Consider the following 25,977-nt stretch of genomic DNA (forward strand, 5'->3'; position numbering starts at 1 on the left):
GGGCCGGCGCGTGGCCGCAGGTCGGCGGGCGCGACCCGGAGCGGTCAGAGGACCTGGCCGCCGTTGACGGTCAGGACCTGGCCGGTGACGAAGGCGGCTTCGTCGGACAGCAGGTAGGTCACCGCCCCGGCGATGTCCTCCGGCACGCCGATCCGCCCGAGCGGCACCGAGGCCTCGTACGCGCTGGTGTCGGCGCCGACGTGACGCTCGACCGGGATCCAGCCCGGGCTGACGGCATTCACGGTGATGCGCTGCGGACCGAGCTCCTTGGCCCAGATGTTCACCAGGCCCAGCTGCGCGCTCTTGGCCGAGGAGTAGGCCGAGGTACCGGGCAGGTGCCGGTCCACGACGTCGGAGGCGATCATGACGACCCGGCCGCCGCCGGCCGCCCGCATCGCGGGCAGCGCCGCCTGGACCAGGAGGGTCGGACTCAGCACGAAGAACTCGAGCTGGTCGAGGTACGCCCGCCAGGTCAGGTCGGCCACGTCCGCGTTGGGCTGGGGCCCGGTGGCGTTCGCGACCACGGCGGTCACCGGTCCGAGCTGCTCGCCCGCGGCAGCGACGAGCTGCGCCACGGCGGCCTCGTCGGTGACGTCGCCCTGCAGCGCGGCCGCCCGACCGCCGGCCGCCTCGATGTCGGCGACCACGGCCTCGGCCCCGGCCGTGTCCGAGCGGTAGCTGACGGCGACCGCCCAGCCGGCGGCGCCCAGGCGACGCGCGATGGCCGCTCCGAGTCCGCGCGAGGCACCGCTGACGAGACAGACCCGCGACTGTGCGTTCACCGCGTCAGCCTAGGGGTCCGACGACACGACCTGGGAGCGCTCATGGACCTGCAGCTCAGTGGCAAGAGAGCCGTCGTCACCGGCGGCAGCAAGGGCATCGGGCTGGCCGTGGCCCGGGCGCTGGTCGACGAGGGTGCGCACGTGGTCCTCGCCGCACGTTCCGCGGACGCGCTCGAGGCCGCCCGCGCCACGCTGGTCGGTCGAGCCCGGGACGGGCAGCAGGTCCTGGCCGTCCCGACCGACACGACCGACGACGCCGCCGTACGGCTCCTGGTCGACACCACGGTTGCCGAGCTGGGCGGCGTGGACGTCCTCGTCAACGCCGCCGCCGAACCCGCCCCGTTCGGGAGCCCGACCGCGCTGGCGAGCCTCGAGGACGACGAGCTCCGTCGGCAGATGGAGACCAAGGTCCTCGGCTACCTGCGCACCGCCCGGGCCGCAGCGCCGCACATGACGGCGCAGGGCTGGGGTCGGATCATCAACGTCAGCGGCCTGGCCGCCCGGCAGGCCGGCAGCGCCTTCGGCGCCATCCGGAACGTCGCCGTCGCCGCCCTGACCAAGACGCTCGCCGACGAGCTCGGCCGGTCCGGGGTCAACGTCACGGTCGTCCACCCCGGCATGACCGTCACCGAACGGACGCCGGCCATGGTCGAGCAGGTCGCGCGGGCCCGCGGGATCACCGAGCCCGAGGCGCTCGCCGTCCTGGCGCAGCCGGTGTCGATCGGGCGGCTCGTCACCGCCGAGGAGGTGGCCGACGTCGTCGCCTTCCTCGCCTCCCCGAGGAGCGTCGCCGTCAACGGGGACGCGGTCGCCGTCGGCGGCGGCGCCCGGGGCCCCATCCACTACTGAGCGCGGACGCGGATGATGGTCGGCGGTGCGGCGGAGCTCTCCGACCGACCGGTACGAGAGGGATGTGGATGAAGGCACTGCTCATCGGCGGCACGGGGATCATCAGCTCGGAGTGCAGCCGGCTCGCGGTCGAACGTGGCTGGGAGCTCACGGTGCTGAACCGCGGGCTCGAGAGCAGCCGACCGCCGATCGAGGGCGCCGAGGTCCTCGTCGGGGACGCGACCGACCCGGCCTCGGTGCGCGCCGCGATCGGGTCGCGCACCTTCGACACGGTGGCGACGTTCCGGGCGTTCACGCCCGAGCAGGTGCAGGCCGACGTCGAGCTGTTCGCCGGGCGTACGGGCCAGTACGTGTTCATCAGCTCCGCCTCCGCGTACAGCAAGCCGGTCGTCCGCCTGCCGATCACCGAGTCGACGCCCCTGCGCAACCCGTTCTGGCGGTACTCGCGCGACAAGATCGCCTGCGAGGACCTGCTGGTGGCCGCGTACCGGGAGCAGGACTTCCCGGCGACGATCGTGCGGCCCTCGCACACGTACGACCCCACCCTCATCCCGCTCGATGGCGGCTGGACCATGATCGACCGGATGCGCCGGGGCAAGCCGGTCGTGGTGCACGGCGACGGGACGTCGTTCTGGACCCTGACGCACTCGCGCGACTTCGCGAAGGGCTTCGTCCCGCTCCTGGGCGACCCGCGCACGCTCGGCGACGCCGTCCACATCACCTCCGACGAGCACCTGACCTGGGACGCCGTCGCGCAGGGCCTGGCCACCGCGGCCGGGACGACGGCCGACATCGTCCACGTCGGCTCGGAGCGGCTCGGCCGGGCCCTGCCCGAATGGAAGGACGGCATCGTGGGCGACAAGGCGCACTCGTTGATCTTCGACAACGCCAAGATCAAGTCGATTGTCCCCGACTTCGTCGCCACGACCACGTGGGCGCAGGGCGCACGCGAGATCGTCGAGTGGTACGACGCCCACCCCGAGCAGCAGGTCGTCGACACCGAGCTCGACCAGAAGCTCGACGAGCTCGTCGCGGCCGAGCGGGCCTGAGGCTTCGGGCAGCGCTGAGGATCCGCCACCGTCTTCGGTGTCAGATCCTCAGCGTCGTCCACCTGCCGCTCTGCTCAGCCGGTCCGCCAGGGTGGCGAAGGCCTCCTTCAGCTCGGGCGGGCCGACCACGCGGATCTCGGCGTCGAACCCGGCCACGGTCGCGGCCAGCCCGACCCACGACCAGGCCCCGCGGCTCAGCCGGCAACGGTCGGGCCCGAGGGCCTCGACCGTCCCGTCGGCGGCGTACGGGGCGACGTCCGCGGCGGGCAGGTCGAGCTCGACCACCCCCGTGCAGGGCCAGGCGTCCGCCCCGGACGAGCCCTTGAACCGCGCGCTGACGAACGTGGCCACGTCCCCGCCGGGGACCTCGCGCGGGGTGAACCGCGGCCCCGTGGGCGTACGCGGGGTGATCCGGTCCACGCGGAACGTCCGCCAGTCGTCGCGGTCGAGGTCCCAGGCCACGAGGTACCAGCGGCCGGACCGCACGACGGTGTGGTGCGGCTCGACCCGTCGGGGCGGCACGAGCTCGCCCGGCGCACCGTCGGGGCGGTGCTCGGTCGCGTAGTCGAACCGCAGCACCTCGCGTGCCCGGACGGCGGTGGTCAGCGCGACGAGGACCGCCGGCTCGGCCTCGTGGCCCGTGCGGTCGGCGACCGGGACGACCTGGACGGCGTCGAGCCGGCGTCGCAGTCGAGCCGGCATCACCTGGCGCACGGTGATCAGCGCCCGGGTCGCGGCCTCGCCGACCCCGGCCCCGCTCGTCACGGCGAGCTGCAGGGCGATCGCGAGGGCCACGGCCTGGTCGTCGTCGAAGAGCAGCGGCGGCAGCTCGGCCCCGGCGTCGAGCCGGTAACCGCCGTCGGGGCCCTTGAACGCCCGCACCGGGTAGCCCAGCTCACGCAGCCGGTCGACGTCGCGGCGCACCGTACGGGGGGTGACGTCGAGACGTTCCGCCAGCAGCCCACCCGGCCAGTCCCGGCGCGCCTGCAGCAGCGACAGCAGGGTGAGCAGGCGGGAGGAGGTTCCGTTCACGAGTTCCAGCCTGCCCGAAGTAGAGGACTGAAACTGTCCTGTACCGCTGGCAGAGTCGTGCTCACGCCGCCGACGAGGACCGCCGACGGACGACCCATCGGAGCGAGGAGCCCACCATGAGCGTCACCACCACCACCCACCTGAACTTCCGCGGCCAGGCGCGCGAGGCGCTCGACTTCTACGCGAGCGTCTTCGGCGGGGAGGTCGTGGCCTTCACCTTCGCCCAGGGCGCGACCGAGCGGGAGACCGCCGACGGCGCGGTGCCCGACCAGCTCATGTGGGGCGGCGTCCAGTCCCCGAGCGGCTTCTCGATCATGGCCTTCGACGTGCCGCCGAAGCGCGCGTACGACGCGGGCACCGACCCCGTCTACGTCTCCGTCCGCGGCACGGAGGCCGAGGAGATCACCCGGTACTGGCAGGGCCTGATCCAGGGCGGGACGATCCGGTCCGACCTCGGCCCGGCCGGCTTCTCGCCGCTCTACGGCATGGTCACCGACCGCTTCGGCGTCACCTGGGTGATCGACGTGATGGCCCCGTACAACGGCTGAGCGAGGCGGACGCCTGCCGCCGGCTCAGCGGGTCGGCGGCAGGGTCAGCCGGGGCAAGAAGCGTCCCACCAGCGGACCGACGGCGAGGGCGTAGACGACGGTCGCCACCCCGACCGTGCCGCCGAGCAGCCAGCCGATCACCAGCACGGTCCCCTCGATCAGGGTCCGGGCGAGGTAGAGCGGGAGGCCGAGGCGGACCAGGCCGGTCATCAGCCCGTCCCGGGGTCCCGGACCCCAGCCGACGCCGACGTAGAAGCCGGTGCCGACGGCGACCATGACCACCGCGAGCACCATGAACAGGACCCGGACGACGAGCGAGTCCGGGGTCGGCAGCACGGCGACCCCGAGGTCGAGCACCGGGCCGACGATCAGCGCGTTGGCGACGGTCCCGACCCCGGGCCGCTGACGCAGCGGGATCCACAGGAGCAGCACGACGACCGAGCTGATGACGGTCACGGCACCGAGGCTCAGGGCGACGTGCCGGCTGACGCCGAAGCTGAAGACCGTCCACGGGTCGAGGCCGAGGCCGCCGTGGAGGAGCACGGCCAGCGCCAGGCCGAAGAGGACCAGCCCGAGCAGCAGCCTGAGGCTGCGGACGACCGGCCGGTCGGACAGCCGGCTGCGGCTCAGCTCCATCGGGGCATCAGCGCGTCGAGGACCACCCGACGAACCTAGGGGTCCACGAGACGCGCCCCACCCTTTTCTCACCGGCCCTCCGTGCGCCAGGATCAGGTCATGGGTGTGGAGTTCCAGGTGACCTTCGACAGTGCCGACCCGGGTGCGCACGCGGCCTTCTGGGCCGAGGCGCTGCACTACGCGCTCCAGCCGCCGCCCGAGGGCTTCGACTCGTGGGACGCGGCGCTCGACGCGTGGGGCGTCGACCCGGAGCACCGCAACGACCGGTCCGCGCTGACCGACCCGGACGGTGTCGGTCCACGGATCTTCTTCCAGAAGGTCCCGGAGCCGAAGGCGGCGAAGAACCGGGTCCACCTGGACCTCCGCGCCGCGGCCGGTGTCCCGCCGGAAGGACGCTCGGCGGCGCTCGAGGCGGAACGTGACCGCCTGGTCGCGCTCGGCGCCCGCGAGGTGAACCGCCTGGAGCCCGACGTCGAGAACGACCTCTGCATCGTCATGCAGGACCCGGAGGGCAACGAGTTCTGCCTCGACTGAGGCCGAGCTCCCCGCCCCGGCCGCTACCGTCGCCCCATGGACGTCGAGGAGCGCGCCGAAGGCACCGTGACGTCCGGCGAGCGCGAGCAGCTCGAGTCGTTCCTGCACGACCAGCGGGTCGAGATCATCAACCTCCTCGACGGGCTGGACGACGAGCAGGCCCGTCGTCGGCTCGTGCCGTCGGCGACCACCCTGCTGGGGCTGGTCAAGCACGCGTCGTTCGTCGAGCGGGTGTGGTTCGACGTCGCGTTCGCGGGGCGTGCGCGGGCCGACCTCGGGATCCCGGACGCCGCCGAGGACAGCTTCGTCCTGACGCAGGACGACACGGTCGCGTCTGTCAGGGCGCTCTACCGCCGGGCGTGGGACAGCGCGCTCGAGATCGCCGCCGGGCACGACCTCGACAGCGTCGCCCTGCACAACCGGCGCAGCCCCGTCTCCCTGCGCTGGATCTACCTGCACCTGGTCCGCGAGCTCGCCCGGCACGCCGGCCACGGCGACATCCTCCGGGAGCAGCTCCTCGCCGCGGAGGACGCGGGAGGCGGCTGACGCAGCGCTCCGGTCGGCAGCCTCGGCACGACGGGCGGGATCGTGCACCTCCCAGGTGCACGATCTCGCCCGATGTCCGCCGCCGGGAGCCCGTCCGGGCCGACGGCCGCTACCGGTGCGGGTCTACGGCCGGATCGGAGGGGCTCTCGCGAGCCGGCATCGGAGGAGCTGCGTCGTCCACCTGGGCCAGGCGGATCGCGCGGACGTCCGCGGCGATCTGCTTCACGTGGCCCTGGACGCTCAGCACGAACCAGACGCCAAGCAGCAGGAGGGCGAGGTTGACGTACCCGGTGATGTCGGTCATGACGTTCCTTCGATGGAGGGCGGCACCAGCATGGCGGCACCCAGGTGCATCACATCCCTTCAGACCGCGCTCGGCCGCCACGGCTCGTGGGTGTGCGAGAGCCAGACGAGCTCCGGGTCGAGCGCACGGACGAGGCGCTGCCCCTCTGTACGCGGGTCGTCGAGCTCGCCGAACCAGACCGCCGTGTCGCCGGCGATCACGACCGGACGCCCGCCGGTCTCGACGACGACCACCTGCGAACCGGCTGTGTGGCCGGGGGCCGGGACCAGCCGGATGCCGGGCAGCAGCTCGAGCTCTCCGTCGACCGGCACGTACCGCACGCCGGTAGCGTCGACCCACGCGGGGATCGTGTAGTCCTCCTGCGTCCGCGCGTCGTCGAGCTCGCGGCGCTGGACGTACGTGGGTCTGCCGGCGAAGAGGTGGTTGCCGCCGCAGTGGTCGAAGTGCAGGTGCGTGTTGACGACGAGGTCGATGCTGGCGAGGTCGAGGTCCCACTCAGCCACGGGACGCAGCCTCGGGTCCAGGTCGGCGACCGCCGGGTGCAGCTCGGTCAGTCCCGTGTCGACGAGCAGGCGCCCGTCCGGGTGGTCGACGACGTGCACGTATACCGGCATCAGACTGCCGTCGGCCAGCAGGTCGGCGACGTGGACCGGCGTGATCGTGACCGCGCCGCCGGAGGTCACCGGCTGGGGACGTCGACCGTGGTGCCGGTGGCCGCGCTCCGGCGCGCCGCGTCGAGGACGGTCGCGGTCGCGACGGCGTCCCACGGGTCGACCGGGACCGGGGACGTCCCGCGTACGGCGGCGGCGAACTGCTCGTAGAACTGGTCCCAGCGGCCGCGCTCGCTGGGCACGACCTCGCTCTCGACGCCGCGGTGCAGCGTGCCCCAGGCCGCCTCGACCTCCTGGCCCCAGTCGTCGCCTTCGCTCGACGGCGTCCGCCCGGCGATGAGGGCCTCCTCCTGCCCGTCCATCGGCGAGGTGACGACGAACGTGGCCTCGTCCCCGCTCACCCGGAAACGCGGCCGCGGCGAGCTCTGCCGCCACGCGCCCGACAGCTGCGAGCGCATGCCGCTCGCGTGCTGCAGCAGCACCAGGACGTCGTCCTCGACCTCGGGCTCGATCTCGTGCGTCTCGGCGTAGACCCGCTCCACCGGCCCGAAGAGGTGCAGGGCCTGGTCGACGAGGTGGCTGCCGAAGTCGCGCAGCAGCCCACCGCCCGCCGCCGGCGGCACGGGGTCCGAGGCCCAGCGCTCGAACGCCGACTCGAAGCGCCGCACCTCGCCCAGGCTGCCGGCGTCCAGCAGCCGACGCACCGTCAGGAGGTCGGAGTCCCAGCGTCGGTTCTGGTACGGGCTGAGCAGCACGCCCTCGCGCTCGGCCAGCTCGACAGTGCTGCGGGCGGCCTCGGCGTCGAGCGCGAACGGCTTGTCGCAGACGACGGGCACTCCCCGGCGCAGCAGCTGGTCCGTGACCGCCGTGTGCGTCGCTGCGGGCGTGCACACAGTGACGGCGTCGACGCCCGCCGCGAGCAGGTCGTCGACCGTGTCGTGCAGGGCGACCCCGGGGTGCTCCTCGGCGACCTCGGCGCGCCGTTCCGGCGAGCGCGTGACGACGCCGACCAGCTCGCAGCCGGGGGCGCCAGCGATCATCGGTGCGTGGAAGTACCGGCCCCCGAAGCCGTAGCCGACCAACCCGAACCTCACCGCAGCGTCAGACACCCGGGGATCGTATCGAGCGGCCCGAGCGCTCGGAGCAGCCGCTACGGCTCGGCTCGCCACTCGAGGGTCTCCCCGTCCCGTCTCGCCCGCTCGACGACCGCGCGACGGCCGTCCCACTCGGCGCGGGCGACCCGGGCCAGCTCCGCGAACGCGGCGGCAGCGTCAGGGTTCCGTGGTGGCCCGGCACCACGCACCCGGCGGTGGGACTCGCCGAGGTCGTGCTCGACCTGGAAGTCGTCACCGATCTGGTCCGCGAGCCGCCGGGCGAGCCTCGCGCCCTCCGCGTGGAAGGCGGCCTCGACCCCTGCCGCGCGCCACGCGAGGTCGGCCGTGAGTCCGGCGTAGTAGGAGGCGTCCCACGCCCGGAGATCAGCGATCAGCCGCGGGTCGAGCCGTGTGTCCTCGTACGGGACCGGGCCCCGGAACCAGATGACGGACTCGGCGTAGTCGGGGAAGAGGCGCACCACGGAGGTGGCGTACTCGCTCACCCCGACCCGGGACCTGACCACGAGGCCCAGCCTAGAGATGCTCCGCGGCGAGCACGTGCTGCGGACGCGCACCAGCCTCGTCCCACCGCCGCTCGGAGCGCGCACTCCGACGGCTTGCGTCGGCCTACCATCAGGCCCATGGCGAAGGTCGGGGCAGTCGTACGGCGCGGCGAGGACTACGGGGTCGTGACGACGGTCAACGACAAGAAGTTCGACGAGGTCGAGGTCGAGTGGGACGACGGCAGCACCGAGTGGGTCAAGGTCGCCGACCTGGAGTGGATCGTCTCGCACGAGTGACGACCGGCCCTGCCGGTCCGCCGCCCTCGATGCGCTCTCTGGGACGATGACCCGCATGGAGCGGCAGCGCGTGGTCCGGATCGTCGCCCTCGCAGCGGCGGCGCTGCTCGCGGTGGTGGTCGTCGTCGGGCTGGTCCGGGCGTCGGACTCCGGCAGTTGGGTGCTCGCCTCCAGCGCCTTCGTCCTGATGGCCGCCGCGGTGAGCCAGTGGGCAGCCGTACGGGCCCGCGCTCGCGGCGGACGCCTGGTCGCCTGGGAGACCGCGCTCCTGGTCGTGCTCGGTGTGCTGGGTCTGGTCCTCTGCTGGCTCGACTTCGTCACCGTCGAACGCGACAACCGCGCCTTCACCGTCCTCTTCGCGGCGGCCCTGATCATCGTGGTCGGCGGCGTGGTGGGCACCTACCGGCCGTCCGCCGGCCCTCGCACCGCGGCGGGCGACGTCAGCAGCTGATCGGCGCCGACTCTCACGGCCGGCGCCAGCCCGCCTCGTACGCGACGATGATCGCCGCCGCGCGGTCGCGGGCCCCCAGCTTCTGCAGCACCGAGGAGACCTGCGACTTCACGGTGCGCTCCGTCGTCCGAAGCGAGGCCGCGATCTCGGCGTTGCTCGCGCCCTGGCAGACCAGGTCGAGCACCTCGCGCTCGCGCGGGGTCAGCCGCGCCAGCGCCTTCGTGCCGGCCGGCTCGGCGACGGGCTGGGCCACGGCCCGGTCGACGACCCGCGGCAGCACGCGCGGGTCGATCCACCGTCCGCCCGCCGCGACCGTGCGCACCGCGGCGACGAGCGACTCGGCCGGGCTGTCCTTCAGCACGAACCCGCCGACACCGGCGGCCAGCATCGGCCACAGGACCTCGTCGTCGTCGAACGTCGTGAGCGCCAGGATCGGCGGCGGCTCGGGCGAGGACCGGATCAGCCGGGCCGCCTCGATCCCGTCCATCACCGGCATCCGGACGTCGGTCAGCACGAGGTCGGGACGCAGGTCGGCGCTGGCCTGGACGAGCGCCCGCCCGTCGCCGCACTCGGCGACGACCTCGAGGTCGGGCTCGCTGCTGAGCACGAGCGCGAGGCCGGACCTGATCATGGCCTGGTCGTCGGCGATCACCAGTCGCAGGCCGGTCACCGGACGACTAGCCCGGCTCGGGCGGTGACGTCCTGCGGCAGGCGGCACTCCACGACCCACCGGTCACCCGTGGGTCCGCTGCTGAGCGTCCCGCCGAGGGCGGTGACCTGCTCGCGCAGCCCGGCGAGGCCGTACCCGCCGGGTCCCGACCGCTGGCCGGGCGAGCCGGCGTTCGCCACGACCACCGTCGCTCCCCCGTCGTCGACCAGGGTCCGGACGCTCACCGCAGCACCTGGGCTGCGGTAGCGGGCGGCGTTCGCGAGCGCCTCCTGCACGACGCGGTAGAGGGTGCCGCGGACCAGCAGCGGCAGGGCGTCGGTCCGCTCGTCCGCCTCGAGGTCGACCTCGACGCCGGCGGCGCGGTAGGTCTCGACGAGCCGTACGAGGTCGACGGCCGCACCCGGTGCTTCGTCGCCCGCCCGGAGCAGCCCGACGACCTCCCGGATCCCGTCGAGGCTCTCCCGGCACATCTGCTCCGCCTCCGCGAGCGCCTGCTCGGCCCGGGCGGGGTCGGCTCTCAGCACGCGTCGGGCGCCGCCGACCTGGAGGACGACCACCGTGAGCGAGTGCGCGACGAGGTCGTGGACGTCCCGGGCGAGCCGGGTGCGTTCCTCCTGCGCGGAGAGGGCGGCGAGGCGCGCGTCGGCGGTGCGCAGCTGCGCGTCCAGCCGGCGGGAGCGGCCGAGCAGCATCCCGACCACGATGCCGAACAGGTTGCCGATGGCGAAGTAGAAGACGCCCTCGTTGAAGCTCCGGCTCGCCAGGCTGGCGAAGGGCAGCACGATCCCGGCCGCGGCGAGGGCGACGAGCTGGCCCGTCCGGTCGGCCCGGCTCGCCAGGAGGCACAGCACCGTGGTGCCGAGGAACACGGACGCGTTGAGCTCGTCGACAACCAGGATCGCCACGACCGGCGTCAGCCCGAGCACGACGAGCAGCCACGAACGCGGCGGACGCCCGACCGCGACCAGGACCCAGGGCGCGACGGCCACGGCGAGCAACGGGGCCACCACGGGGAGCTGGTCTGTCGTCACGCAGGTGGCGACCACGGCGAGCACCACCGGCACCAGCCACACGAGGTCGGGCAGCACGTCGCCGCGCCGTTCGCTCACCGGTCCACGTCCGTCAGGCCTCGCACCTGGTCAGGCTAACGACGGCGCCGACCCGACCGCATCGGCCGCGCGGACACCTCCGGGCGTCCGCACGGCCGATGGACCCGCGGCGCCGAGGACGATGTGCGGGCCGCGCGACCCGACGACGATCGACTCATGGCCACCACGACCACGCCGCCCCGCGTCACCCCCGCCCACGAACCAGCTCCGAGCTCCCGCCGGTCACCGGCCGGGTTCGTCGGGCAGGCCTACCGCTGGCACCGCCCGCTGATGCTGCTGACCGCCGCGTCCGCGGTGCTCTTCGTCGGCTGCCTGGTCGGCATCGTCGCCGACCCCCGCGAGCTGACGGGGCTGCCGATCTGGGACAAGCCGGCCAAGTTCGCGGTGTCCATCGCGATCTACGCCGCCACCCTCGCCTGGCTGCTCTCGGTGATGCCGCGGCACCGACGCCTCGCGTCGGTCCTCGGCACGATCTGCGCGTTCATGCTCGCCGGTGAGATGGTCGCGATCGTCACCCAGGTCGTCCGCGGGCGGACCAGCCACTTCGACTTCGCGACGCCGTTCGACACGCTCGTCTACCAGTCGATGGCCGCCATGATCGGGACGCTGTGGGTGTCCAACCTCGTGCTCGTCGTCCTGCTGCTGACCCAGCGGCTGCCCGACCTGACGCTGACGTGGGCGTTGCGGCTGGGCATGATCATCGCCGTCGTCGGGATGGCGCTCGCCTTCCTCATGACGCTTCCGACGCCGGTGCAGCAGGCGTCCTGGGAGTCCGGCACGGAGGCCACCGTGATCGGCGCCCACACCGTGGGGCTGCCCGACGGAGGCCCGGGTCTCCCGGTCCTCGGCTGGAGCACCGTCGGCGGCGACCTGCGCATCCCGCACTTCGTCGGCATCCACGGCCTGCAGGTCATGATCGTCCTCGGCCTCGCGTTGTCGGTCCTGGGAACCCGGTTCGCCCTGCTCGCCGCTTCGGCCACCCGGACCAAGATCGTCTTCGTGACCGCGGCCGCGTACGTCGGCGTCCTGGCCGTCCTGACGTGGCAGGCCCTGCGCGGCCAGTCGATCGTCCACCCGGACGCGGCGACCGCCCTCGTCACGGCCGCTCTCGTCGCCGTCACCCTCGGCGCGTACGCGGTGGTCCTGCGGACCCGACCCCGCCTGAGCGGGTCGGTCGAGCGCGAGACGGTGAAGGCACGATGAGCCGGCCGACGCCGGAGGTCCGCCGGACCCCTCGAGGCTCGTTGCTCCTCGCCAGCACGTACGCCGCGCTGGCCGTCGTCGGCCTGGTCGGCACGTGGTACTTCAACCTCGGCTACCGCGGCGGGAACTACGTCGGCGACTGGTTCGCGAACGCGGCTAGCTCGTCGGCCGCCGTGGACATCCTGGTCGTGTTCGTGGTGTGCGTCGCCCTCTACGTCCGCGAGTCCCGGCGCCTGGGGTGGCGTGCGTGGGTGCCGGTGGTCTTCGCCGTGATGTCGCTCGTCCCAGCGGTGGCTTTCGCGTTCCCGCTGTTCCTGGCGCTACGCGAGGTCAGGCTGGTCCGCCGCCGATCTCCCTCTATATCCGAAGCGATATGATTGCGCCATGGAGGAGAGGGCGGACGACCTCGACGCGCGCACCGTCATGGAAGAGCTGCGCGAGGCGGTCCGCAGCAGCCAGCTGACCCAGACCGCATTCGCCGCAGCGCTCGGCACGTCGCAGCCCCGGCTGTCGACCTACCTGAGCGGAGCGGTGTCGCCCTCCGCCCGGTTCTTCGTCCGCGTCCGAAGGGTCGGGACGGCGCTCGGCGACCTCCACCGTCTCCATCTGCTCTCGGCACCCGCCCTGGGGGTGGCCCTCCGCCTGGCCCTGACCGACGGCCAAGAAGACTGGGCCTTCCGGCTGGTCGTGCAGGGCCGCGACCACCTCCGGCTCGTGCTGGCTCGGCACCCCCACCTCATCGCCGGCTGGACCGCCCCGCCCCTCTCGAGTGGTCGGCAGGACTGGGACACGCTGACGGCGAGCGTCACCGGCCACGAGTTCATCGAAGCCGGGCTCGAGCCTCCTTCATGGACTGCGCGCGAGCCGCTCGGCGAGCCGTGGACCTTCACCGGGGTCCTGCTCCGCCCCGAGGAGGTCAGGGACGCGACCCCAGCCTGGCTCGCCGCCCTCAACATCTTCCTGCCCGAGCGTGACCTCGTGACGGCCTGACGTGGCAGCAGGTTCAGGCGTTCCGCGCTGGAGCCTCGACGCAGAACGCGTTCGCGAGCTGCTGATCTTGCTCGACGAGCGCCTGAAGCGGCGTGGGGTCGCGGCGAGCGTCTACGTCGTCGGAGGAGTCGCGGTCGCCCTGCGAGCCCAGCCACGTCGGCTCACCATCGATGTCGACGCGATGGTGTCGGATCAAGCGGTGCTGGAGGAAGCCGAAGCCATGGCGCTGGAGGAAGGGCTTCCTCCAGGCTGGCTGAACAGCGCTGCCCGACCTTGGCTCCCGCCCCGCCCGCCAGAAGCGCTCGCCGAGCGCAGCGCGCCCGGCCTCGACGTCCACGTCGCGCCGCTCGACCATCTTCTCGCCATGAAGATCATCGCGTTCCGGGATCGCGACGTGGAGGACATCAGAGCACTGGCGGTGGCGCTCCAGCTCGACGGAGTCTCAGCCGAGGAGCTACGTGCGCTGGTCGCTGACGTCTACGCCACCCCCGAGCTGCTCGCCACCGCCATCGGAGGATCCGACCGAGAAGCAGGCGACGAGCTCAGGCTTCGGTGCGAACGAGTGGCTCGCTTCCTCCAGACCCGCTCATAGTGGAAGAGCGGTCGCCTCGGGGAAGCATCAGCCCGGACCGACCGGTCTCGAAAGGTGTTCGAGGGCCACCGCACTGGACGCGGCTCGGCCCGCGTCGCTCGTCGCGGCCTTGGCCTTCGCGTTCCCGCTGTTCCTGGCGCTACGCGAGGTCAGGCTCGCCTGGGCCGAGCGGACCGGATCGATTCCCGTCCCCGTTGATCAATAGGCCGTCTGCCCGGGCGGTGCGGCGTCGACCCCGAGGCTCACCGCTCGCGCCTGCACGAGGGGGTCGGCGACCAGGTCGTCGATGAGCTGGGCCGGGCCGCCGATGCTCGTCCAGCCGTCGTCCCAGAGCATCGACATCAACCAGGAGCGGTCCTCCGGGAAGATCAGGTCGGGTGGTGAGTCCCGCCAGGTCCTGGCTTCGTCCGGCCCGGCCTTGACGATCACGTACGACCACTCGGCGTACATCAGGACCCTCGTCGCCGCGGGGAAGACCACGTCGTGAGCACCGGTGTCGAGGTAGCCGAGCCACCAGTCGTGACCGCCGAAGTCGGCGAGGTGACGTAGGACTGCACGTTCCTGCTCGACGAGGAGCGTGTCGTCCTCGGCGTCGAGCTCGTCGACGGTGGCGAAGGACTCGAAGACCGGAGGGACGGCTCGGGCGATGGTTCGGCCACGGGTGGTCCCGCTCGTGATCCAGCTGACGGTCTCCGGCGTGCCGAAGACCTGGTCGTGCGCGGGCGCCACGGCTGGAGAAGGAGCGGCATCACCCGGCCCGACCGACGGACGAGCTGCTGGCTTTCGCACGCGGCCATGATCCAGCAGTCGCTGCGACCGCGTCCGACCGATCCGGAGCATCGGTCGAACGGCGGTGCCAGAGTGGGACCGTGGGCGCCGACCGACCGATGACGGACTGGGAAGCGCGGGTGGCGAAGGCCAAGCGCGACGGCGGCTGGTACGGCCCGGACGAGGAGCCCAGCCCGTACCCGCCTCGGATCAAGCGCAGGCGGTTCCTGGTCTCCTTCGCACTGACCCTGGTGGTGAGCGTCGTCGCTCACGCCCTTCTCCACCTGGTCACGGGCCGAACCGGCCCGACGATCAGCGCGGACGTCCTGCTCGACGGCGTGTTCCAGGGTCTGCTGCTCGCCTTCTTCGTCGGGTGGGGCTCCACCCGACCACCACGGAGGAAGCCAGGACACCGCCGCTAGGCGGTGTCCTGAGGGGCCGCTACCCGTCAGGGTGTCCCGGCGTCCGCGCCCGCGCTCCCCGCCTCGACCGACTGCACCGCGGTCGCGTACTTGTAGACCTTGTAGAACCCGTAGCCGATCAGTCCTACGGCGAGTGCCCCGCCTGCTGCGTAGACCATGGTGAACCTCTTTCTCGAGTGTGTCCTGACACTCCAGAGGCCGCAGCCCTCGGTCTGATACTCACCCGGACCGGGTGCCGGGCAGGCTCAGATCGTGGTGGCCTCGTAGCGCACCAGCGACACCCGGCCGCCGGTCAGCTCGCCCAGCTCGTTCGCGCCCTCGGGGGTCGCGCGCCACGCGCGGTAGGCGTCGTCCGCCTCCACCGACTCCCACATCTCGATCACGACGAGGTGGCGCGGGTCGGTCAGGTCCCGTACGACGTCGGCCGAGAGGAACCCCGGGCGGGCGCGCGTCTGGGCCAGCACCGAGGTGACGCGTGCCTCGGCGTCGGCCGGGGCGTCGGGGCTGAGGTGGATGTCGAGCAAGGAGGTGACGGCCATGCTCCGACGGTAGTGGTCGTGGTCGACAGCGCGATGCGCCGCGGATCTCCTGAGCCGGCGGGCCTCGATGGGCCCACCGGACCGCACTCCACGTGAACCGCGAGACCATGTCCCGGTGCCCACGCCGCCGGACCCCGTACGCCGGGCCACCGCCGCCGAGGTCGCGCGGCTGGCCGGGGTGAGTCCGGCGGTCGTCAGCTACGTGCTCAACGAGGGGCCGCGCCCGGTCGCGCCGGCCACCGCGGAACGGGTGCGGGACGCCGTACGGCAGCTCGACTACCGGCCCAACCGGGCGGCGCGGGCGCTGCGGGTGGGGTCGACCGGCATGGTCGGCCTGATCCTGCCGAGCGTGTCGAACCCGTTCTTCGCCGCCTTCTCGGAGGCGTTCCAGGCGGCCGCGCACCAGCAGGGCCTGGCCGTGATCGCGGCGAGCTCGGACGCCGTGCTCGCCCAGGAGCAGGAGCTCGTGGAGAGCCTGCCCCGGCACGGGATCGACGGTCTGGTCGTCGCCACGGTCATGCACCTCGCCGACAGCCCGGCGCTGTCCGACCCGGGCCTGCCGACCGTGGTCGTCAACGCGCCGTTCCCGGTGCCCGGGGTGCACGCCCTCGGGCCGGACACGCGGCAGGGGGCCCGGCTCGCGGTCGAGCACCTCCTGACCGTGCACGGGCACCGCTCCGTCGCCCTGGTCAGTGGCGAGACCGCCGCGGAACGTCCCACCTCCCGCGAGCTGGGGTGGAGCCAGGCCGTCTCGGCCTGCAACGCCGACACCGGCCCGATCGTGCGGGTCCCGTTCGACCGCCTGGGCGGGCTCGACGCCGCGCAGCAGCTGCTCGCGCTCCCGGAACGTCCCACCGCCGTCTTCGCCACCTCCGACGCCCAGGCCTTCGGCCTCCTGCACGGCCTCTGGTCCGCCGGCGTGCGCGTGCCCGGTGACGTGGCCGTCGTCGGCTTCGACGGGACCGACGACGGCGCGTACGCGGTCCCGCCGCTCACCTCGGCGCGCCAGCCCGTCGCCGCCATGGCCGCGGCCGCGCTGGACGCCCTCCACCTGCCGCCCGGGTCGTCGCACGAGCTCTTCGCTCTGGACCTGGTCGTCCGGGAGTCGTGCGGCTGCCGCCCGGCCTGAGCCGGCCTGACTCGACCCGAGCCAGCCGCGCCGTCAGCGCTTGCGCTGGCGCGGCTCGTCCCGACGCTCACCCACCGGCCCGTCGGCCGCCACGACCCGGCGCGTCCGGCGCAGCGTGCGCCAGCTGGTCGCGTACACCGGCTCGACGCTCGGGTCGACCCGCGGGTCGGGCAGCGCGGTGGTCGGGACGGGGGTCAGGTAGAAGTCCGCCTGGACCCGCTTCGTCGTCACGTCGAGGACGACGAAGCCGTGCCCGACGCCGTCGAGGTAGCGGACCCACGGGTTCGCACCGGCGACCGCACTCGTGAGGCCGCGGGTCGTCTGGACCACGGCGGGGGCGGGCGCGCCCTTCGCCGAGGCGCGCACCAGCTCGTAGAAGCCGTCGCTGGTGATTGACGGGCACACGAACTCGACCCCGGCCGAGTGGTAGCCGGCCTCGCGCTTCACCGGGACGTCCATCGCCCAGGACGAGTGGATGTCCCCGGTCAGGAACACGGCGTCGCCGTGCCCGCTGTCGTGGGCGTCGAGGTGCTCGATCAGCGCGGCCTGGTCGGCCTGGTAGCCGTCCCACTGGTCGGAGTTGAGGTAGTCGCCGGCGGGCAGGCCGAGCGCCGCCCCCGGGAAGCGGATCGGGGTGAAGATCACCTGGTTGCCGACGAGGTGCCAGGAACGTCCCCGGCGGGCCAGGGCCTTCTCGAACCAGCGCAGCTGCTCGGGCTCGGGCAGGTGGCGGTCCGGGTCGGCGAGCTCGGCCTGGACGGTCGGGCTGCTCGTCGGGATGAAGCCGCCGCCGCCCTTCGTGTACGGGGCGACGTCGACCTGGGCGCTCCGGTTCTGCCGCGTCTCGAGCACCGACAGGTCGGCGAGCGTGCCGAAGGTGAACCGCTTGAAGAACCGCGTCCCCTGGTGGTCGACCGTGTGCTGCGACGGCAGCCGGAAGGGCATCCACTCCAGGTAGGCCTCGTACGCCTCCCGGCGCCGCTCGAGGAAGTCGCCCTCGGAGCCGGGTGTGTGGTTCTCCGCGCCGCCGCGCCAGGCGTTGTTGGCGACCTCGTGATCGTCGAAGATCGTGATCCAGGGGTGGCGCCGGTGCGCGAGCTGGAGGTCCGGGTCGGCCTTGTGCAGCGCGTGCCGCAGCCGGTAGCCCTCGAGGTCGACCGTCTCGGTCGCGGGGATGCCGTCGCGCTTGCCGACGAGGTCCGCGGGGCCGTAGCGGTCGGGACCGTTGCCGTACTCGTAGACGTAGTCGCCGACGTGCAGGACGAAGTCGAGGTCGTCGCGCTCCCCCAGCGCCCGGTAGGCGGTGAAGTATCCGCCCGTGTAGTTGCTGCACGACACCAGCGCGAAGCGCAGCGCGTGCTCGCGCCGCGGCTCGTCGGGCGCGGTCTGCGTACGCCCGACCACGCTCGTCTCGCCGAGGGCGCGGAAGCGGTACCAGTAGCGCGTGTACGGCCGCAGCCCGCGCACGTCGACCTTGACCGTGTGGTCGGACTCCGCGCGGGCGGAGACCGCACCGCGCTTGACCACGTGGCGGAAGTGCTGGTCGTAGGAGAGCTCCCAGCGCACGCGTACGGGCTTCCCGAGGCCGCTGCCCGGGGTGGCGACGGGGCCGCCCGGGGTCTCGGGCGGCGGCGTCGCGCGCGTCCACAGCACGATCGCGTCGCCGGTCGGGTCCCCGCTGGCCACGCCGTAGCCGAAGACGCCGCGATGGGCGGGGGCCGCGGCGGCCTCGAGGTCGAAGGACCGCAGCCCGGGCAGTCCGGCCGTGCCGGCGGCCGCGGCGGCGAGCGCCGCGCCCTTGAGGACCGTGCGTCGCGTCGTCGTCGGGGTGGTCAGGCCGGCGGGCTCGTTCGTCGGGCTGGGCCCGACCGGGGTGAGGGGGGTGGTCACGAGGGGTGAGTCTGCGCTCGCGGGGTGAACACGGGAGGACCGCCAGGCGAAGACTCGCCGACGGATAGCCCGACGATGCACCCCGACGGGCAGGCGCCGGGGAGCCGACGCCAGACTCGCGGACCGGCTTGCGGCCCCGCGACCGTCCGTCCGCCTAGCGTGCAGCGGTGAGCCCCCTCGACCGCTACAACGGTGACGTCCTCAGCGCGGGCTGGAACGCGCCCCGCAAGCCGGTCAGCACGCCCATGACCCTCGAGCGCGACCTGGTGGTCGAGGACGCGACGACCGGCTTCTGCGGCGCGGTCCAGCGGTGGGAGAACGGTCTGGTCCTGCTCGAGGACCGGCGCGGCAAGGTGCGCGCGTTCGAGCTCGGAGCGGGATTCCTCGTAGACGGGAAGCCGGTCACGCTGCAGGCCCCCGTACGCGCCAGCGCGAAGCGGGCGACGAGGACCGCGTCCGGTTCGGTCGCGACGCCGGGCGGCGAGACGGCGAAGGTCGCGCTGCCCAGCCGGATCTACGTCGAGGGCCGGCACGACGCCGAGCTCGTCGAACGCATCTGGGGCGACGACCTCCGCCACGTGGGCGTCGTGGTCGAGTTCCTGGGCGGGATCGACGACCTCGCGGCCGTGGTCGCCGAGTTCGCGCCCGGCCCCGGTCGGCGCCTCGGGGTGCTCGCGGACCACCTCGTGCCCGGGAGCAAGGAGACGCGGATCGCCCAGGCCGTCGAGCGGGGCAAGCACGGGAAGTTCGTCCGCGTGCTCGGCCACCCGTACGTCGACGTCTGGCAGGCGGTCAAGCCGGAGCGCGTCGGGCTCAAGCGCTGGCCCGACATCCCTCGCGACGTCGAGTGGAAGGCCGGCATCTGCGAGGTGCTCAAGCTCCCCCACGCCGACCAGGCCGACATCGCGCGCGCGTGGCAGGCGATCCTCGGCCGGGTGCGTTCGTGGAACGACATCGAGCGGCCCCTCCTCACCTGCGTCGAGGAGCTCATCGACTTCGTCACCGCCGACCACATCCCGACCGACACCTGAGCCGGGCTATTCGTCGGGGCTGAGTATCACCTGAAGATCTGGGCGCGGGGAAGTTCTCCACGCCTCACGCGGCGCCGCACCGGTCCTGCCAGGGTGTGAGGCGCCGGTTCCCCCTAAGAACCGGCCTTCCTCCGTCCCGGGTGCCCCCCACCCGGGACGGAATCCCCCGCGCGACCGGGACCGACCCCGATGAGCCCGCGCCCCGTCGCGGGTCGGTCCCGGTCAGCGCGGCGGGAGGAGCCTCGCTCAGGCCGAGAGCGCGAGGGCGACCGCTGGGACGACGGCCAGCACCGCGAAGGTCGTCCGTACGCGGTCGGCCCGCAGCAGAGCACGGACGAGGTCGGGCTCCGGCCCGCGCCGGCCCAGCCGTCCGTGCAGCGGTGCGGCCCGGAACGCGGTCGTCGCCAGGGCGACCGCGCTCGACAGGGCGGCGGCCCAGGCCAGGAACGAGGTCGGGTGCGTCACGACGGCACCGACCGCGCTCACGACGACGACGCCGTACACGAGGCCCACCAGCGGGACGATGCCGCGGGAGTGGAGGTCGTGGGCCCGGGCGAAGCCGGGCCCGTCGACGCGGGCCAGCGCCGGGTAGACGAGCGCCGTGACGGTCAGCTGGAAGCCGGCGTGGAGCGCCGTCGCCACGACGAGCGCGACCGACCAGAAGGGCACGCCCCATCATCGGGCCGGCGTGCGCAGACGCCCGACGCACGCGTCCGGACGGAATGCCCGGCCGTCCCGACCGGTTGGGCACCACGTGACTCCCGACGCGACGACCGACCTCCCGACCGCCGAGCCGACCTCCCGCACCGCCCTCGTGGTGGGCGCGAGCGGTATCACCGGGTCCGCTCTGGTGGACCAGCTGCTCGCCGAGGACTGGGAGGTGCTGGCCCTGTCGCGCGGCGGCTCGACGCGCGACGGCGTGGGCAGCGTGGCCGCCGACCTGCGCGACCCGGAGAGCCTGCGGACGGCGCTGGCCGACGTCCGCCCGACGCACGTCTTCTTCACCGCCTGGCAGCGCCAGGAGACCGAGGCCGAGAACATCGCCGTCAACGGCGGGATGGTCCGCGACCTGCTCGCCGCGCTCGGGCACGCGCCGCTGCAGCACGTCGCGCTGGTGACCGGGCTCAAGCACTACCTCGGCCCGTTCGAGGCGTACGCGCAGGGCAAGGTCCCCGAGACCCCCTTCCACGAGGAGGAGCCCCGGCTGGAGACCCCGAACTTCTACTACGCGCAGGAGGACGAGCTCTTCGCCGCCGCCGCGCGGCAGGGCTTCACCTGGTCGGTGCACCGCTCCCACACGGTGATCGGGCACGCTGTCGGCAACGCGATGAACATGGGTCTGACGCTCGCCGTCGCGGCGACGCTGTCCAACGAGCTCGACCTGCCGTTCGCCTTCCCCGGCAGCGAGGCGCAGTGGAACAGCCTCACGGACATGACCGACGCGGGCCTGCTGGCCGAGCAGATGGTGTGGGCCTCGACCGACCCGGCCGGCGCGGACGAGGCGTTCAACATCGTGAACGGCGACGTCTTCCGGTGGCGCTGGCTGTGGCCGCGCCTCGCCGCGTACCTCGGCGTCGACCCCGCCCGCGTGGTCGGCCCCGACGGCGACCCGCGGCCGCTGGAGCAGCAGCTGACCGAGCACGAGGGCGCCTGGCCCGCGATCGCCGAGAAGTACGGCCTCGTCGAGACCGACATCTCCCGGCTGGCCTCCTGGTGGCACACCGACGCCGACCTCGGCCGGCCGATGGAGGTCGTCACGGACATGAGCAAGAGCCGCGAGGCCGGGTTCCTCGGCTACCGGCGGACGGAACGTTCCTTCACCGACCTCTTCGACCGCTACCGCGCGGAGAAGCTGATCCCCACCCCCTGACTCCCACGGGGCTCCTGACCCCGGGCTCCTGACCCCGACGAACCGCTGACTCCCGACCCTCTCGGACCCCACATCCGTGGCGGGAGTCAGCGGTTTCTCGCGATCGGGCCGGGATCCGCGCCAGCCCGGCGCGGGTGCTGATCGTAGGCGGCGGTCGGGCAGACTCGGCCCCATGAAGGCTGTCGTCGTCCACGGCGCGGGAGACCTCCGCGTCGACGAGGTCGACGAGGTCGAGCCCGGGCCGGACGAGGTCGTCGTCGACGTCGAGTGGGGCGGGATCTGCGGCTCCGACCTGTCGTACTTCCGCCACGGCGCGACGGGAACCGCCGTCCTCACCGAACCCCTCGTCCTCGGCCACGAGGTCGCCGGCCGGGTGGGACGCCTCGGCCCGGGCGTCCGCGACGTCGAGGTCGGGCAGCCGACGACCGTCCACCCGGCGACCCTCGTCGGCGATCCGGCGCTGCCCGAGCGGCTGGCCGGCCGGACGAACCTGCACCCGTACGTCCGCTACCTCGGCTCGGCCGCGTTCGTCCCGCACACGCACGGCGGGTTCGTGCAGCACCTCGTGGTCCGCGTCGACCAGCTGCGGGTGCTGCCCGACGGCGTCGACACCAAGCGGGGTGCGCTGGCCGAGCCGCTCGGCGTGGCGATGCACGCCGTCCGCCGCGCCGGCGACGTGCGCAGCCGCGACGTCCTCGTGAACGGGGCCGGCCCGATCGGCGCGCTCGTGGTCGCCGCGGCGAAGGAGGCCGGGGCGCGCACGGTGACGGTCGCCGACGTGGACGCCGCCGCGCTGCGGGTCGCGCGGACGATGGGCGCCGACGTCACGGTGGACGTCCGCACCGCGTCGTTGCCGGAGGACGTGGAGCTGGTCTTCGAGGCCTCCGGGGCCACCGGCGCGCTCGGCGGGGTGCTGCACGCGGTGGCGCGGGGCGGCACGCTCGTCCAGGTCGGCAACCTGCCCGGCACGCCCTCCCCCGCTGCGCTCGGCGACCTGGTCACCCGCGAGATCACCTGGGTCGGCTCCTACCGGTTCGTCGACGAGATCACCGACGCCGTCGCCGCCATGGCGGCCGGCCTGGACGTGACGCCGCTGATGACCCACACGTTCGGGATCGACGACGCGCTCGAGGCGATGCAGGTCGCCGCCGACCGGAGCACGGGCAGCAGCAAGGTCATGCTCCGGCTGTCGTGACCCTCCCGGGGCCGCGGACGCACGCGCCGACGAGGGCGACCAAGGCCGCGAGGTAGCAGACCCCGGTCAGCGACGTGAGGTCTGCGCCGAGACCGACCAGGGGCGCCCCGACGGCCTGGCCCGCGGCGATCATGAAGAAGGTTAGCCCGACCCCGCGGGCCGGCCGGCTGGGGTAGGTCCGCGTGGCCCAGACCAGCAGCACGCCGCTGAGCGCGATGTACGCGCCCCCGAACACGGCTCCGGCGAGCAGCGCGGCGGCCGGCACACCCGCCCCCGCTGCCAGCCCGGCCGTGCCGGCCGCCAGCAGCATCATGAGCGCGACCCACGTGGTCCGGACGCCGAACCGGTCCACGACGGGGCCGGCGAGCGCGCCGGCGATCCCGGCGCCGCCGATCACCGTCCAGACGGCCGGGGCCAGCCACTCGCCACCCCCGCCGGCCCGGACGACGTCCTGGCCGAAGGTCCACACCGCGATGCTGGCGAGCCCCAGCGCGAACGCTGCGAGCGCCAGCCGGACGGCGCCGGGTACGCGCAGCCCCGTCGTGCCGCCGCTGTCCGCCTCCGCCCGCCCGCCGGCGGGGACCGCCCGGGCCACCCAGATCGTGACGAGGGCGGTCAGCACGGCGAAGAGCGCCCACGCGAGCCGCCACCGGTCGAACAGCAGCAGCGCCACGGGGCCGGACACCAGCACCCCGATCCCGGTGCCGGCGTTGACCACGGTCTGCGCGGTGTCGCGCGCCCGTTCCGCCACCCACCGGGCCACCGCGGCGGCCAGCGGCGGCGAGGCGATCCCGGTGCTCGAACCCGCCACGAGCACGCCCACCGCCAGCACGACGGCCGACGGGGCGACCGCCACCAGGGCGATCCCGAGCGTCGCCACCGAGCCGGCCAGCACCGCCACCCGCCGGGGTCCCCAGCGCGCGGTGAGGACCGTGCTCAGCCCGATCGCGAGGCAGTAGCCGACGTAGCCGCCACCGCCGACGATCCCGGTCAGCCGGGTCGACAGCGCGAACTCCTCCGACAGCCGGGGCGCGAACAGCCCGTACGCGAACCGGGCGAAGCCGTAGCACGTCGCGATCAGCGCGACTCCGGCCAGCACGAGGCTCGACCCGACCCCGGGCACGGCTGAGCCGCCCGTCCCGGCCGGCACGTGCGGCTCAGCCCTTGAACACGCGGAACAACGCCTGCGCGCGCTCGCTGGTGAAGACGTCCTCGAGCAGCACCTGGCGGCCGTCGGCGTCCGTCAGCGGCACCCGCCAGTTGGGGTACTCGTTCGTCGTGCCCGGCTGGTTCTGGGCGCGGCGGTCGCCCACGGCGTCGGTCAGCGCGGCGTTGAGCATGCGCGCGGGCGTGAGCGTCAGGTAGCGGTGCAGCGCCTCGACCGTCTCCTGCACGTCGGCCCCCTCGGCGAGGACCCCGTGCGTCCGCAGGTTGTCCAGCCAGGCCGCTCGCTCGGCCTCGTCCGCCGCGAGCTCCTCCGCGAACGGGCGGGTCAGCACGCCGAGCTCCTCGCGGAGGCGCACGTGGTCGCCGGCGAGGTAGGCCGTCGTCGGCGGCAGGTCGTGCGTGGTGACCGAGGCGAGGCAGTACTCGCGCCACAGCTCGGGCGCGAGCGGGGTGCCGTCGCCGTGGAAGTCGAACTCGAACCACAGGATCGACGTGCCGAGGATCCCGCGGCTCGCCAGGTCGTCGCGGACCCACGGCTCGACCGTGCCGAGGTCCTCGCCGACCACCAGCGCGTCAGCCCGGTGCGCCTCGAGCGCCAGGATGCCGATCATCGCCTCGTGGTCGTAGCGGACGTACGTGCCGGCCTTCGGCCCCGCCCCGGCCGGGATCCACCACAGCCGGAACAGCCCGATCACGTGGTCGACGCGGATGCCGCCCGCGTGGCGCAGGATCGTCGACACCATCGCGCGGTAGGGCTCGTACGCCGTCTCGGCCAGCCGGTCCGGGCGCCACGGGGGCTGGCTCCAGTCCTGCCCGTTCTGGTTGTAGGGGTCCGGCGGAGCGCCGACCGCGATCCCACGGGCGTACGTGTCCTGCAGGCTCCAGGCGTCGGCGCCGCGCGGGTTCACCCCGACGGCCAGGTCGTGCAGGACGCCGAGGCTCATCCCGGCCCGCAGGGCGGCCGACTGGGTGGCGTCGAGCTGCTCGTCGAGCGCGAACTGCAGCCAGCACTCGAGGTCGACCTCGCCCGCGTGCTCCCCCGCCCACGCCTGCACCTGCGCCGACCCCGGGTGCCGGAGCGCGTCGGGCCAGGCCGTCCAGTCAGGTCCGAGGGCGACGGCGAGCGCGGACCAGACGGCGAAGTTCCGCAGACCGTCGCCCTCGCGCTCGCGGTAGGCGTCGAACGCGGCCTGGCGCCCGGGCGTGCGCGGCACGGCGAAGAGGGCCTGCAGCGCGGCCCGCTTGGCCGACCACGTGGAGTCGCGGTCGATGACGTCGAGGCCGGCGAGCCGATCGGCCAGGTCCCGCCCGAGCCGGTCGACCTCGGCCCGGACGTCAGCCGGGGCGGTCGCGTACTCGGGGATCCGCTCGACGCGCAGGTAGATCGGGTTGGCGAAGCGGCGCGAGGTCGGCAGGTAGGGCGACGGCTCGAGCGGCGCCACCGGTTCCGCCGCGTGGAGGGGGTTGACCAGCACGTAGTCGGCGCCTGTGGTGGCGGCGGACCACACGGCCAGGTCCTCCAGGTCGACGAGGTCGCCGACGCCCCACGACTGCCGCGACCGCACGCTGTAGAGCTGCGTGGCGATGCCCCAGGTCCGGTGCTCGCCGACCGACGCCGGCAGACCGAGCCAGCTCGGCGTCACGATCAGGACCATGGCGGCCTCGTGCACCGTCCCCGACGCGTCCGTGCTGCGCGCCCGGAGCCGGTGGTAGCCCAGCGGGAGCGCGTCCGGGATCTCGAAGGTCGCCTCGCCGACCGGACCCCCGCCCGGGTACGGGCCGGTCAGGTCCCGCGGCGGGCTCCAGTTGTCGAGCTGGCGCAGGTGCTCCCAGACGCCACCGGTCTCGAGGTCGATCCACACCTCGAGCGCGTCGCCGGCGCGGACGTGGGCGTTGACGTGACCCGTACGCCCCGACCGCAGGGCCAGGCAGGGCGGGAGCATCCGCGTCCAGGGCTCCTGCTCACGGGCGGCGAGGGCCTCGACGGCCGCCTCCGGCGTGCTCGCGTCGACGTCGAGCGCCGCCAGCACGGAACGCACCGTGCTCGGCGGGACCACGACGTGGCGGCTCTGCCAGTCCCAGTAGTCCGTCGCGATGCCGTACGCGTCCGCCAGCGCCTTGAGTGCCGGGTCGAGGGTCTGCTCGGGCTCGCTCACGAGCCACCAT

The 25,977-nt window shown here is 73.6% G+C and carries 32 protein-coding genes; 16 read left to right on the top strand and 16 right to left on the bottom strand.

The annotated features are described in order from the left end of the window. Positions 1-44: 44 nt before the first annotated feature. Complete coding sequence (locus FHX39_RS14780) at positions 45-782, bottom strand: SDR family oxidoreductase (RefSeq protein WP_183339638.1); 738 nt, start codon at positions 780-782, stop codon at positions 45-47. A gap of 42 nt (positions 783-824) precedes the next feature. Between FHX39_RS14780 and FHX39_RS14785 the strand changes: the two genes are divergently transcribed. Together FHX39_RS14785 and FHX39_RS14790 are read left to right on the top strand one after the other, a co-directional pair. Further along, a complete protein-coding gene (locus tag FHX39_RS14785) occupies positions 825-1,631 on the top strand; it encodes an SDR family NAD(P)-dependent oxidoreductase (protein WP_183339640.1) in 807 nt (268 codons plus the stop codon). Between the two features lie 68 nt (positions 1,632-1,699). Next, positions 1,700-2,680 (top strand): SDR family oxidoreductase, encoded by a 981-nt coding sequence (locus FHX39_RS14790; protein ID WP_183339642.1) that lies wholly within the window; start codon positions 1,700-1,702, stop codon positions 2,678-2,680. A 48-nt stretch (positions 2,681-2,728) separates the two neighbouring features. On the opposite strand, the gene FHX39_RS14795 is transcribed toward FHX39_RS14790, so the two are convergent. Next, positions 2,729-3,712 (bottom strand): helix-turn-helix transcriptional regulator, encoded by a 984-nt coding sequence (locus FHX39_RS14795; protein WP_183339644.1) that lies wholly within the window; start codon positions 3,710-3,712, stop codon positions 2,729-2,731. 116 nt (positions 3,713-3,828) lie between these two features. Between FHX39_RS14795 and FHX39_RS14800 the strand changes: the two genes are divergently transcribed. Then, complete coding sequence (locus FHX39_RS14800; protein ID WP_183339646.1) at positions 3,829-4,260, top strand: VOC family protein; 432 nt, start codon at positions 3,829-3,831, stop codon at positions 4,258-4,260. Positions 4,261-4,284: 24 nt separating this feature from the next. Here FHX39_RS14800 and yczE read toward each other — a convergent pair whose 3' ends face one another. Next, the gene (gene yczE, locus FHX39_RS14805; RefSeq protein ID WP_198423414.1) at positions 4,285-4,896 is read right to left on the bottom strand and encodes a membrane protein YczE; all 612 of its coding nucleotides are present in this window, start codon (positions 4,894-4,896) and stop codon (positions 4,285-4,287) included. Positions 4,897-4,995: 99 nt separating this feature from the next. On the opposite strand from yczE, the gene FHX39_RS14810 reads away from it, so the two are divergent. Next, complete coding sequence (locus FHX39_RS14810; RefSeq protein WP_183339648.1) at positions 4,996-5,430, top strand: VOC family protein; 435 nt, start codon at positions 4,996-4,998, stop codon at positions 5,428-5,430. Between the two features lie 36 nt (positions 5,431-5,466). Then, positions 5,467-5,976, top strand: a complete 510-nt coding sequence (locus tag FHX39_RS14815; RefSeq protein ID WP_183339650.1) for a DinB family protein — start codon at positions 5,467-5,469, stop codon at positions 5,974-5,976. A 109-nt stretch (positions 5,977-6,085) separates the two neighbouring features. Here the strand turns inward: FHX39_RS14815 and FHX39_RS14820 are convergent, their stop codons facing one another. Genes FHX39_RS14820 through FHX39_RS14835 form a run of 4 tightly spaced genes read right to left on the bottom strand, consistent with a single transcriptional unit; the run spans position 6,086 to position 8,509 of the window. Continuing rightward, the gene (locus tag FHX39_RS14820; RefSeq protein WP_183339652.1) at positions 6,086-6,280 is read right to left on the bottom strand and encodes a hypothetical protein; all 195 of its coding nucleotides are present in this window, start codon (positions 6,278-6,280) and stop codon (positions 6,086-6,088) included. 59 nt (positions 6,281-6,339) lie between these two features. Next, positions 6,340-6,963, bottom strand: coding sequence for an MBL fold metallo-hydrolase (locus FHX39_RS14825; protein WP_332836849.1), 624 nt, complete (start codon positions 6,961-6,963; stop codon positions 6,340-6,342). After that, complete coding sequence (locus FHX39_RS14830) at positions 6,960-8,000, bottom strand: Gfo/Idh/MocA family protein (protein ID WP_183339654.1); 1,041 nt, start codon at positions 7,998-8,000, stop codon at positions 6,960-6,962. Before FHX39_RS14830 ends, FHX39_RS14825 begins: the two co-directional genes overlap by 4 nt. Positions 8,001-8,041: 41 nt before the next feature. Continuing rightward, positions 8,042-8,509: a hypothetical protein gene (locus FHX39_RS14835; RefSeq protein ID WP_183339657.1), complete on the bottom strand. Its 468-nt coding sequence runs from the start codon at positions 8,507-8,509 to the stop codon at positions 8,042-8,044. A gap of 117 nt (positions 8,510-8,626) precedes the next feature. Between FHX39_RS14835 and FHX39_RS14840 the strand changes: the two genes are divergently transcribed. Further along, a complete protein-coding gene (locus FHX39_RS14840) occupies positions 8,627-8,785 on the top strand; it encodes a hypothetical protein (protein WP_183339659.1) in 159 nt (52 codons plus the stop codon). A 55-nt stretch (positions 8,786-8,840) separates the two neighbouring features. Beyond that, positions 8,841-9,236: a hypothetical protein gene (locus FHX39_RS14845; RefSeq protein WP_183339661.1), complete on the top strand. Its 396-nt coding sequence runs from the start codon at positions 8,841-8,843 to the stop codon at positions 9,234-9,236. Positions 9,237-9,249: 13 nt separating this feature from the next. Here FHX39_RS14845 and FHX39_RS14850 read toward each other — a convergent pair whose 3' ends face one another. Then, positions 9,250-9,906, bottom strand: a complete 657-nt coding sequence (locus FHX39_RS14850) for a response regulator transcription factor (protein ID WP_332836850.1) — start codon at positions 9,904-9,906, stop codon at positions 9,250-9,252. Continuing rightward, positions 9,903-11,015 (bottom strand): sensor histidine kinase, encoded by a 1,113-nt coding sequence (locus FHX39_RS22225; protein ID WP_183339663.1) that lies wholly within the window; start codon positions 11,013-11,015, stop codon positions 9,903-9,905. The genes FHX39_RS14850 and FHX39_RS22225 overlap by 4 nt, the downstream gene beginning before the upstream one ends. A 156-nt stretch (positions 11,016-11,171) precedes the next feature. Here FHX39_RS22225 and FHX39_RS14860 point away from each other — a divergent pair, with 156 nt between their 5' ends. The 4 genes from FHX39_RS14860 to FHX39_RS14875 are packed head-to-tail and all read left to right on the top strand — an operon-like array spanning position 11,172 to position 13,800. Continuing rightward, a complete protein-coding gene (locus tag FHX39_RS14860) occupies positions 11,172-12,218 on the top strand; it encodes a hypothetical protein (RefSeq protein WP_198423415.1) in 1,047 nt (348 codons plus the stop codon). Next, positions 12,215-12,595 (top strand): DUF2834 domain-containing protein, encoded by a 381-nt coding sequence (locus FHX39_RS14865; RefSeq protein ID WP_183339665.1) that lies wholly within the window; start codon positions 12,215-12,217, stop codon positions 12,593-12,595. The genes FHX39_RS14860 and FHX39_RS14865 overlap by 4 nt, the downstream gene beginning before the upstream one ends. 7 nt (positions 12,596-12,602) lie before the next feature. Further along, positions 12,603-13,208: a helix-turn-helix domain-containing protein gene (locus tag FHX39_RS14870; RefSeq protein WP_183339667.1), complete on the top strand. Its 606-nt coding sequence runs from the start codon at positions 12,603-12,605 to the stop codon at positions 13,206-13,208. 1 nt (position 13,209) lies between these two features. Further along, positions 13,210-13,800 carry a DUF6036 family nucleotidyltransferase gene (locus FHX39_RS14875; RefSeq protein ID WP_183339669.1) on the top strand — a complete coding sequence of 197 codons (591 nt, stop codon included), beginning with the start codon at positions 13,210-13,212 and terminating at the stop codon, positions 13,798-13,800. 198 nt (positions 13,801-13,998) lie between these two features. Here the strand turns inward: FHX39_RS14875 and FHX39_RS14880 are convergent, their stop codons facing one another. Then, entirely contained in the window at positions 13,999-14,529 is a 531-nt protein-coding gene (locus tag FHX39_RS14880) for a hypothetical protein (RefSeq protein WP_183339671.1), read from the bottom strand. A gap of 140 nt (positions 14,530-14,669) precedes the next feature. Here FHX39_RS14880 and FHX39_RS14885 point away from each other — a divergent pair, with 140 nt between their 5' ends. Beyond that, positions 14,670-14,990, top strand: a complete 321-nt coding sequence (locus FHX39_RS14885; RefSeq protein WP_183339673.1) for a hypothetical protein — start codon at positions 14,670-14,672, stop codon at positions 14,988-14,990. Positions 14,991-15,016: 26 nt separating this feature from the next. Here the strand turns inward: FHX39_RS14885 and FHX39_RS21830 are convergent, their stop codons facing one another. Both FHX39_RS21830 and FHX39_RS14890 read right to left on the bottom strand, forming a co-directional pair. Then, positions 15,017-15,148 (bottom strand): hypothetical protein, encoded by a 132-nt coding sequence (locus tag FHX39_RS21830; RefSeq protein ID WP_269778527.1) that lies wholly within the window; start codon positions 15,146-15,148, stop codon positions 15,017-15,019. Between the two features lie 87 nt (positions 15,149-15,235). Then, positions 15,236-15,529: a putative quinol monooxygenase gene (locus tag FHX39_RS14890; protein ID WP_183339675.1), complete on the bottom strand. Its 294-nt coding sequence runs from the start codon at positions 15,527-15,529 to the stop codon at positions 15,236-15,238. Between the two features lie 115 nt (positions 15,530-15,644). On the opposite strand from FHX39_RS14890, the gene FHX39_RS14895 reads away from it, so the two are divergent. Then, positions 15,645-16,658, top strand: coding sequence for a LacI family DNA-binding transcriptional regulator (locus FHX39_RS14895; RefSeq protein ID WP_183339677.1), 1,014 nt, complete (start codon positions 15,645-15,647; stop codon positions 16,656-16,658). Between the two features lie 33 nt (positions 16,659-16,691). Here FHX39_RS14895 and FHX39_RS14900 read toward each other — a convergent pair whose 3' ends face one another. Continuing rightward, positions 16,692-18,548, bottom strand: a complete 1,857-nt coding sequence (locus FHX39_RS14900; protein WP_198423416.1) for an alkaline phosphatase D family protein — start codon at positions 18,546-18,548, stop codon at positions 16,692-16,694. Between the two features lie 167 nt (positions 18,549-18,715). Here FHX39_RS14900 and FHX39_RS14905 point away from each other — a divergent pair, with 167 nt between their 5' ends. After that, positions 18,716-19,579 carry a DUF3097 domain-containing protein gene (locus FHX39_RS14905; protein ID WP_183339679.1) on the top strand — a complete coding sequence of 288 codons (864 nt, stop codon included), beginning with the start codon at positions 18,716-18,718 and terminating at the stop codon, positions 19,577-19,579. A 246-nt stretch (positions 19,580-19,825) separates the two neighbouring features. Here FHX39_RS14905 and FHX39_RS14910 read toward each other — a convergent pair whose 3' ends face one another. Next, on the bottom strand, positions 19,826-20,248 hold the full coding sequence (locus tag FHX39_RS14910; protein WP_183339681.1) for a hypothetical protein: 423 nt from the start codon (positions 20,246-20,248) through the stop codon (positions 19,826-19,828). A gap of 85 nt (positions 20,249-20,333) precedes the next feature. Between FHX39_RS14910 and FHX39_RS14915 the strand changes: the two genes are divergently transcribed. Together FHX39_RS14915 and FHX39_RS14920 are read left to right on the top strand one after the other, a co-directional pair. Beyond that, a complete protein-coding gene (locus tag FHX39_RS14915) occupies positions 20,334-21,449 on the top strand; it encodes an SDR family oxidoreductase (protein ID WP_183339683.1) in 1,116 nt (371 codons plus the stop codon). A gap of 172 nt (positions 21,450-21,621) precedes the next feature. Further along, on the top strand, positions 21,622-22,644 hold the full coding sequence (locus tag FHX39_RS14920; protein WP_183339685.1) for an L-idonate 5-dehydrogenase: 1,023 nt from the start codon (positions 21,622-21,624) through the stop codon (positions 22,642-22,644). Here FHX39_RS14920 and FHX39_RS14925 read toward each other — a convergent pair. Further along, positions 22,625-23,794 carry an MFS transporter gene (locus FHX39_RS14925; protein ID WP_183339687.1) on the bottom strand — a complete coding sequence of 390 codons (1,170 nt, stop codon included), beginning with the start codon at positions 23,792-23,794 and terminating at the stop codon, positions 22,625-22,627. The two genes, FHX39_RS14920 and FHX39_RS14925, sit on opposite strands and share 20 nt — an antisense overlap. A 7-nt stretch (positions 23,795-23,801) precedes the next feature. After that, positions 23,802-25,967: a 4-alpha-glucanotransferase gene (gene malQ, locus FHX39_RS14930; RefSeq protein WP_183339689.1), complete on the bottom strand. Its 2,166-nt coding sequence runs from the start codon at positions 25,965-25,967 to the stop codon at positions 23,802-23,804. Positions 25,968-25,977 lie beyond the last annotated feature (10 nt).

The sequence above is a fragment of the Microlunatus antarcticus genome (genome assembly GCF_014193425.1).
Lineage (GTDB): Bacteria > Actinomycetota > Actinomycetes > Propionibacteriales > Propionibacteriaceae > Microlunatus > Microlunatus antarcticus.

Excerpts from the sequence above, each read along its gene's own strand:
- FHX39_RS14840 (WP_183339659.1), top strand. The coding sequence starts at position 8,627 with ATGGCGAAGGTCGGGGCAGTCGTACGGCGCGGCGAGGACTACGGGGTC.
- FHX39_RS14790 (WP_183339642.1), top strand. The coding sequence starts at position 1,700 with ATGAAGGCACTGCTCATCGGCGGCACGGGGATCATCAGCTCGGAGTGC.
- FHX39_RS14815 (WP_183339650.1), top strand. The coding sequence starts at position 5,467 with ATGGACGTCGAGGAGCGCGCCGAAGGCACCGTGACGTCCGGCGAGCGC.
- FHX39_RS14785 (WP_183339640.1), top strand. The coding sequence starts at position 825 with ATGGACCTGCAGCTCAGTGGCAAGAGAGCCGTCGTCACCGGCGGCAGC.
- FHX39_RS14820 (WP_183339652.1), bottom strand. The coding sequence starts at position 6,280 with ATGACCGACATCACCGGGTACGTCAACCTCGCCCTCCTGCTGCTTGGC.
- FHX39_RS14810 (WP_183339648.1), top strand. The coding sequence starts at position 4,996 with ATGGGTGTGGAGTTCCAGGTGACCTTCGACAGTGCCGACCCGGGTGCG.
- yczE (WP_198423414.1), bottom strand. The coding sequence starts at position 4,896 with ATGGAGCTGAGCCGCAGCCGGCTGTCCGACCGGCCGGTCGTCCGCAGC.
- FHX39_RS21830 (WP_269778527.1), bottom strand. The coding sequence starts at position 15,148 with ATGGTCTACGCAGCAGGCGGGGCACTCGCCGTAGGACTGATCGGCTAC.
- FHX39_RS14870 (WP_183339667.1), top strand. The coding sequence starts at position 12,603 with ATGGAGGAGAGGGCGGACGACCTCGACGCGCGCACCGTCATGGAAGAG.
- FHX39_RS14860 (WP_198423415.1), top strand. The coding sequence starts at position 11,172 with ATGGCCACCACGACCACGCCGCCCCGCGTCACCCCCGCCCACGAACCA.
- FHX39_RS14890 (WP_183339675.1), bottom strand. The coding sequence starts at position 15,529 with ATGGCCGTCACCTCCTTGCTCGACATCCACCTCAGCCCCGACGCCCCG.
- FHX39_RS14865 (WP_183339665.1), top strand. The coding sequence starts at position 12,215 with ATGAGCCGGCCGACGCCGGAGGTCCGCCGGACCCCTCGAGGCTCGTTG.
- FHX39_RS14920 (WP_183339685.1), top strand. The coding sequence starts at position 21,622 with ATGAAGGCTGTCGTCGTCCACGGCGCGGGAGACCTCCGCGTCGACGAG.
- FHX39_RS14845 (WP_183339661.1), top strand. The coding sequence starts at position 8,841 with ATGGAGCGGCAGCGCGTGGTCCGGATCGTCGCCCTCGCAGCGGCGGCG.
- FHX39_RS14800 (WP_183339646.1), top strand. The coding sequence starts at position 3,829 with ATGAGCGTCACCACCACCACCCACCTGAACTTCCGCGGCCAGGCGCGC.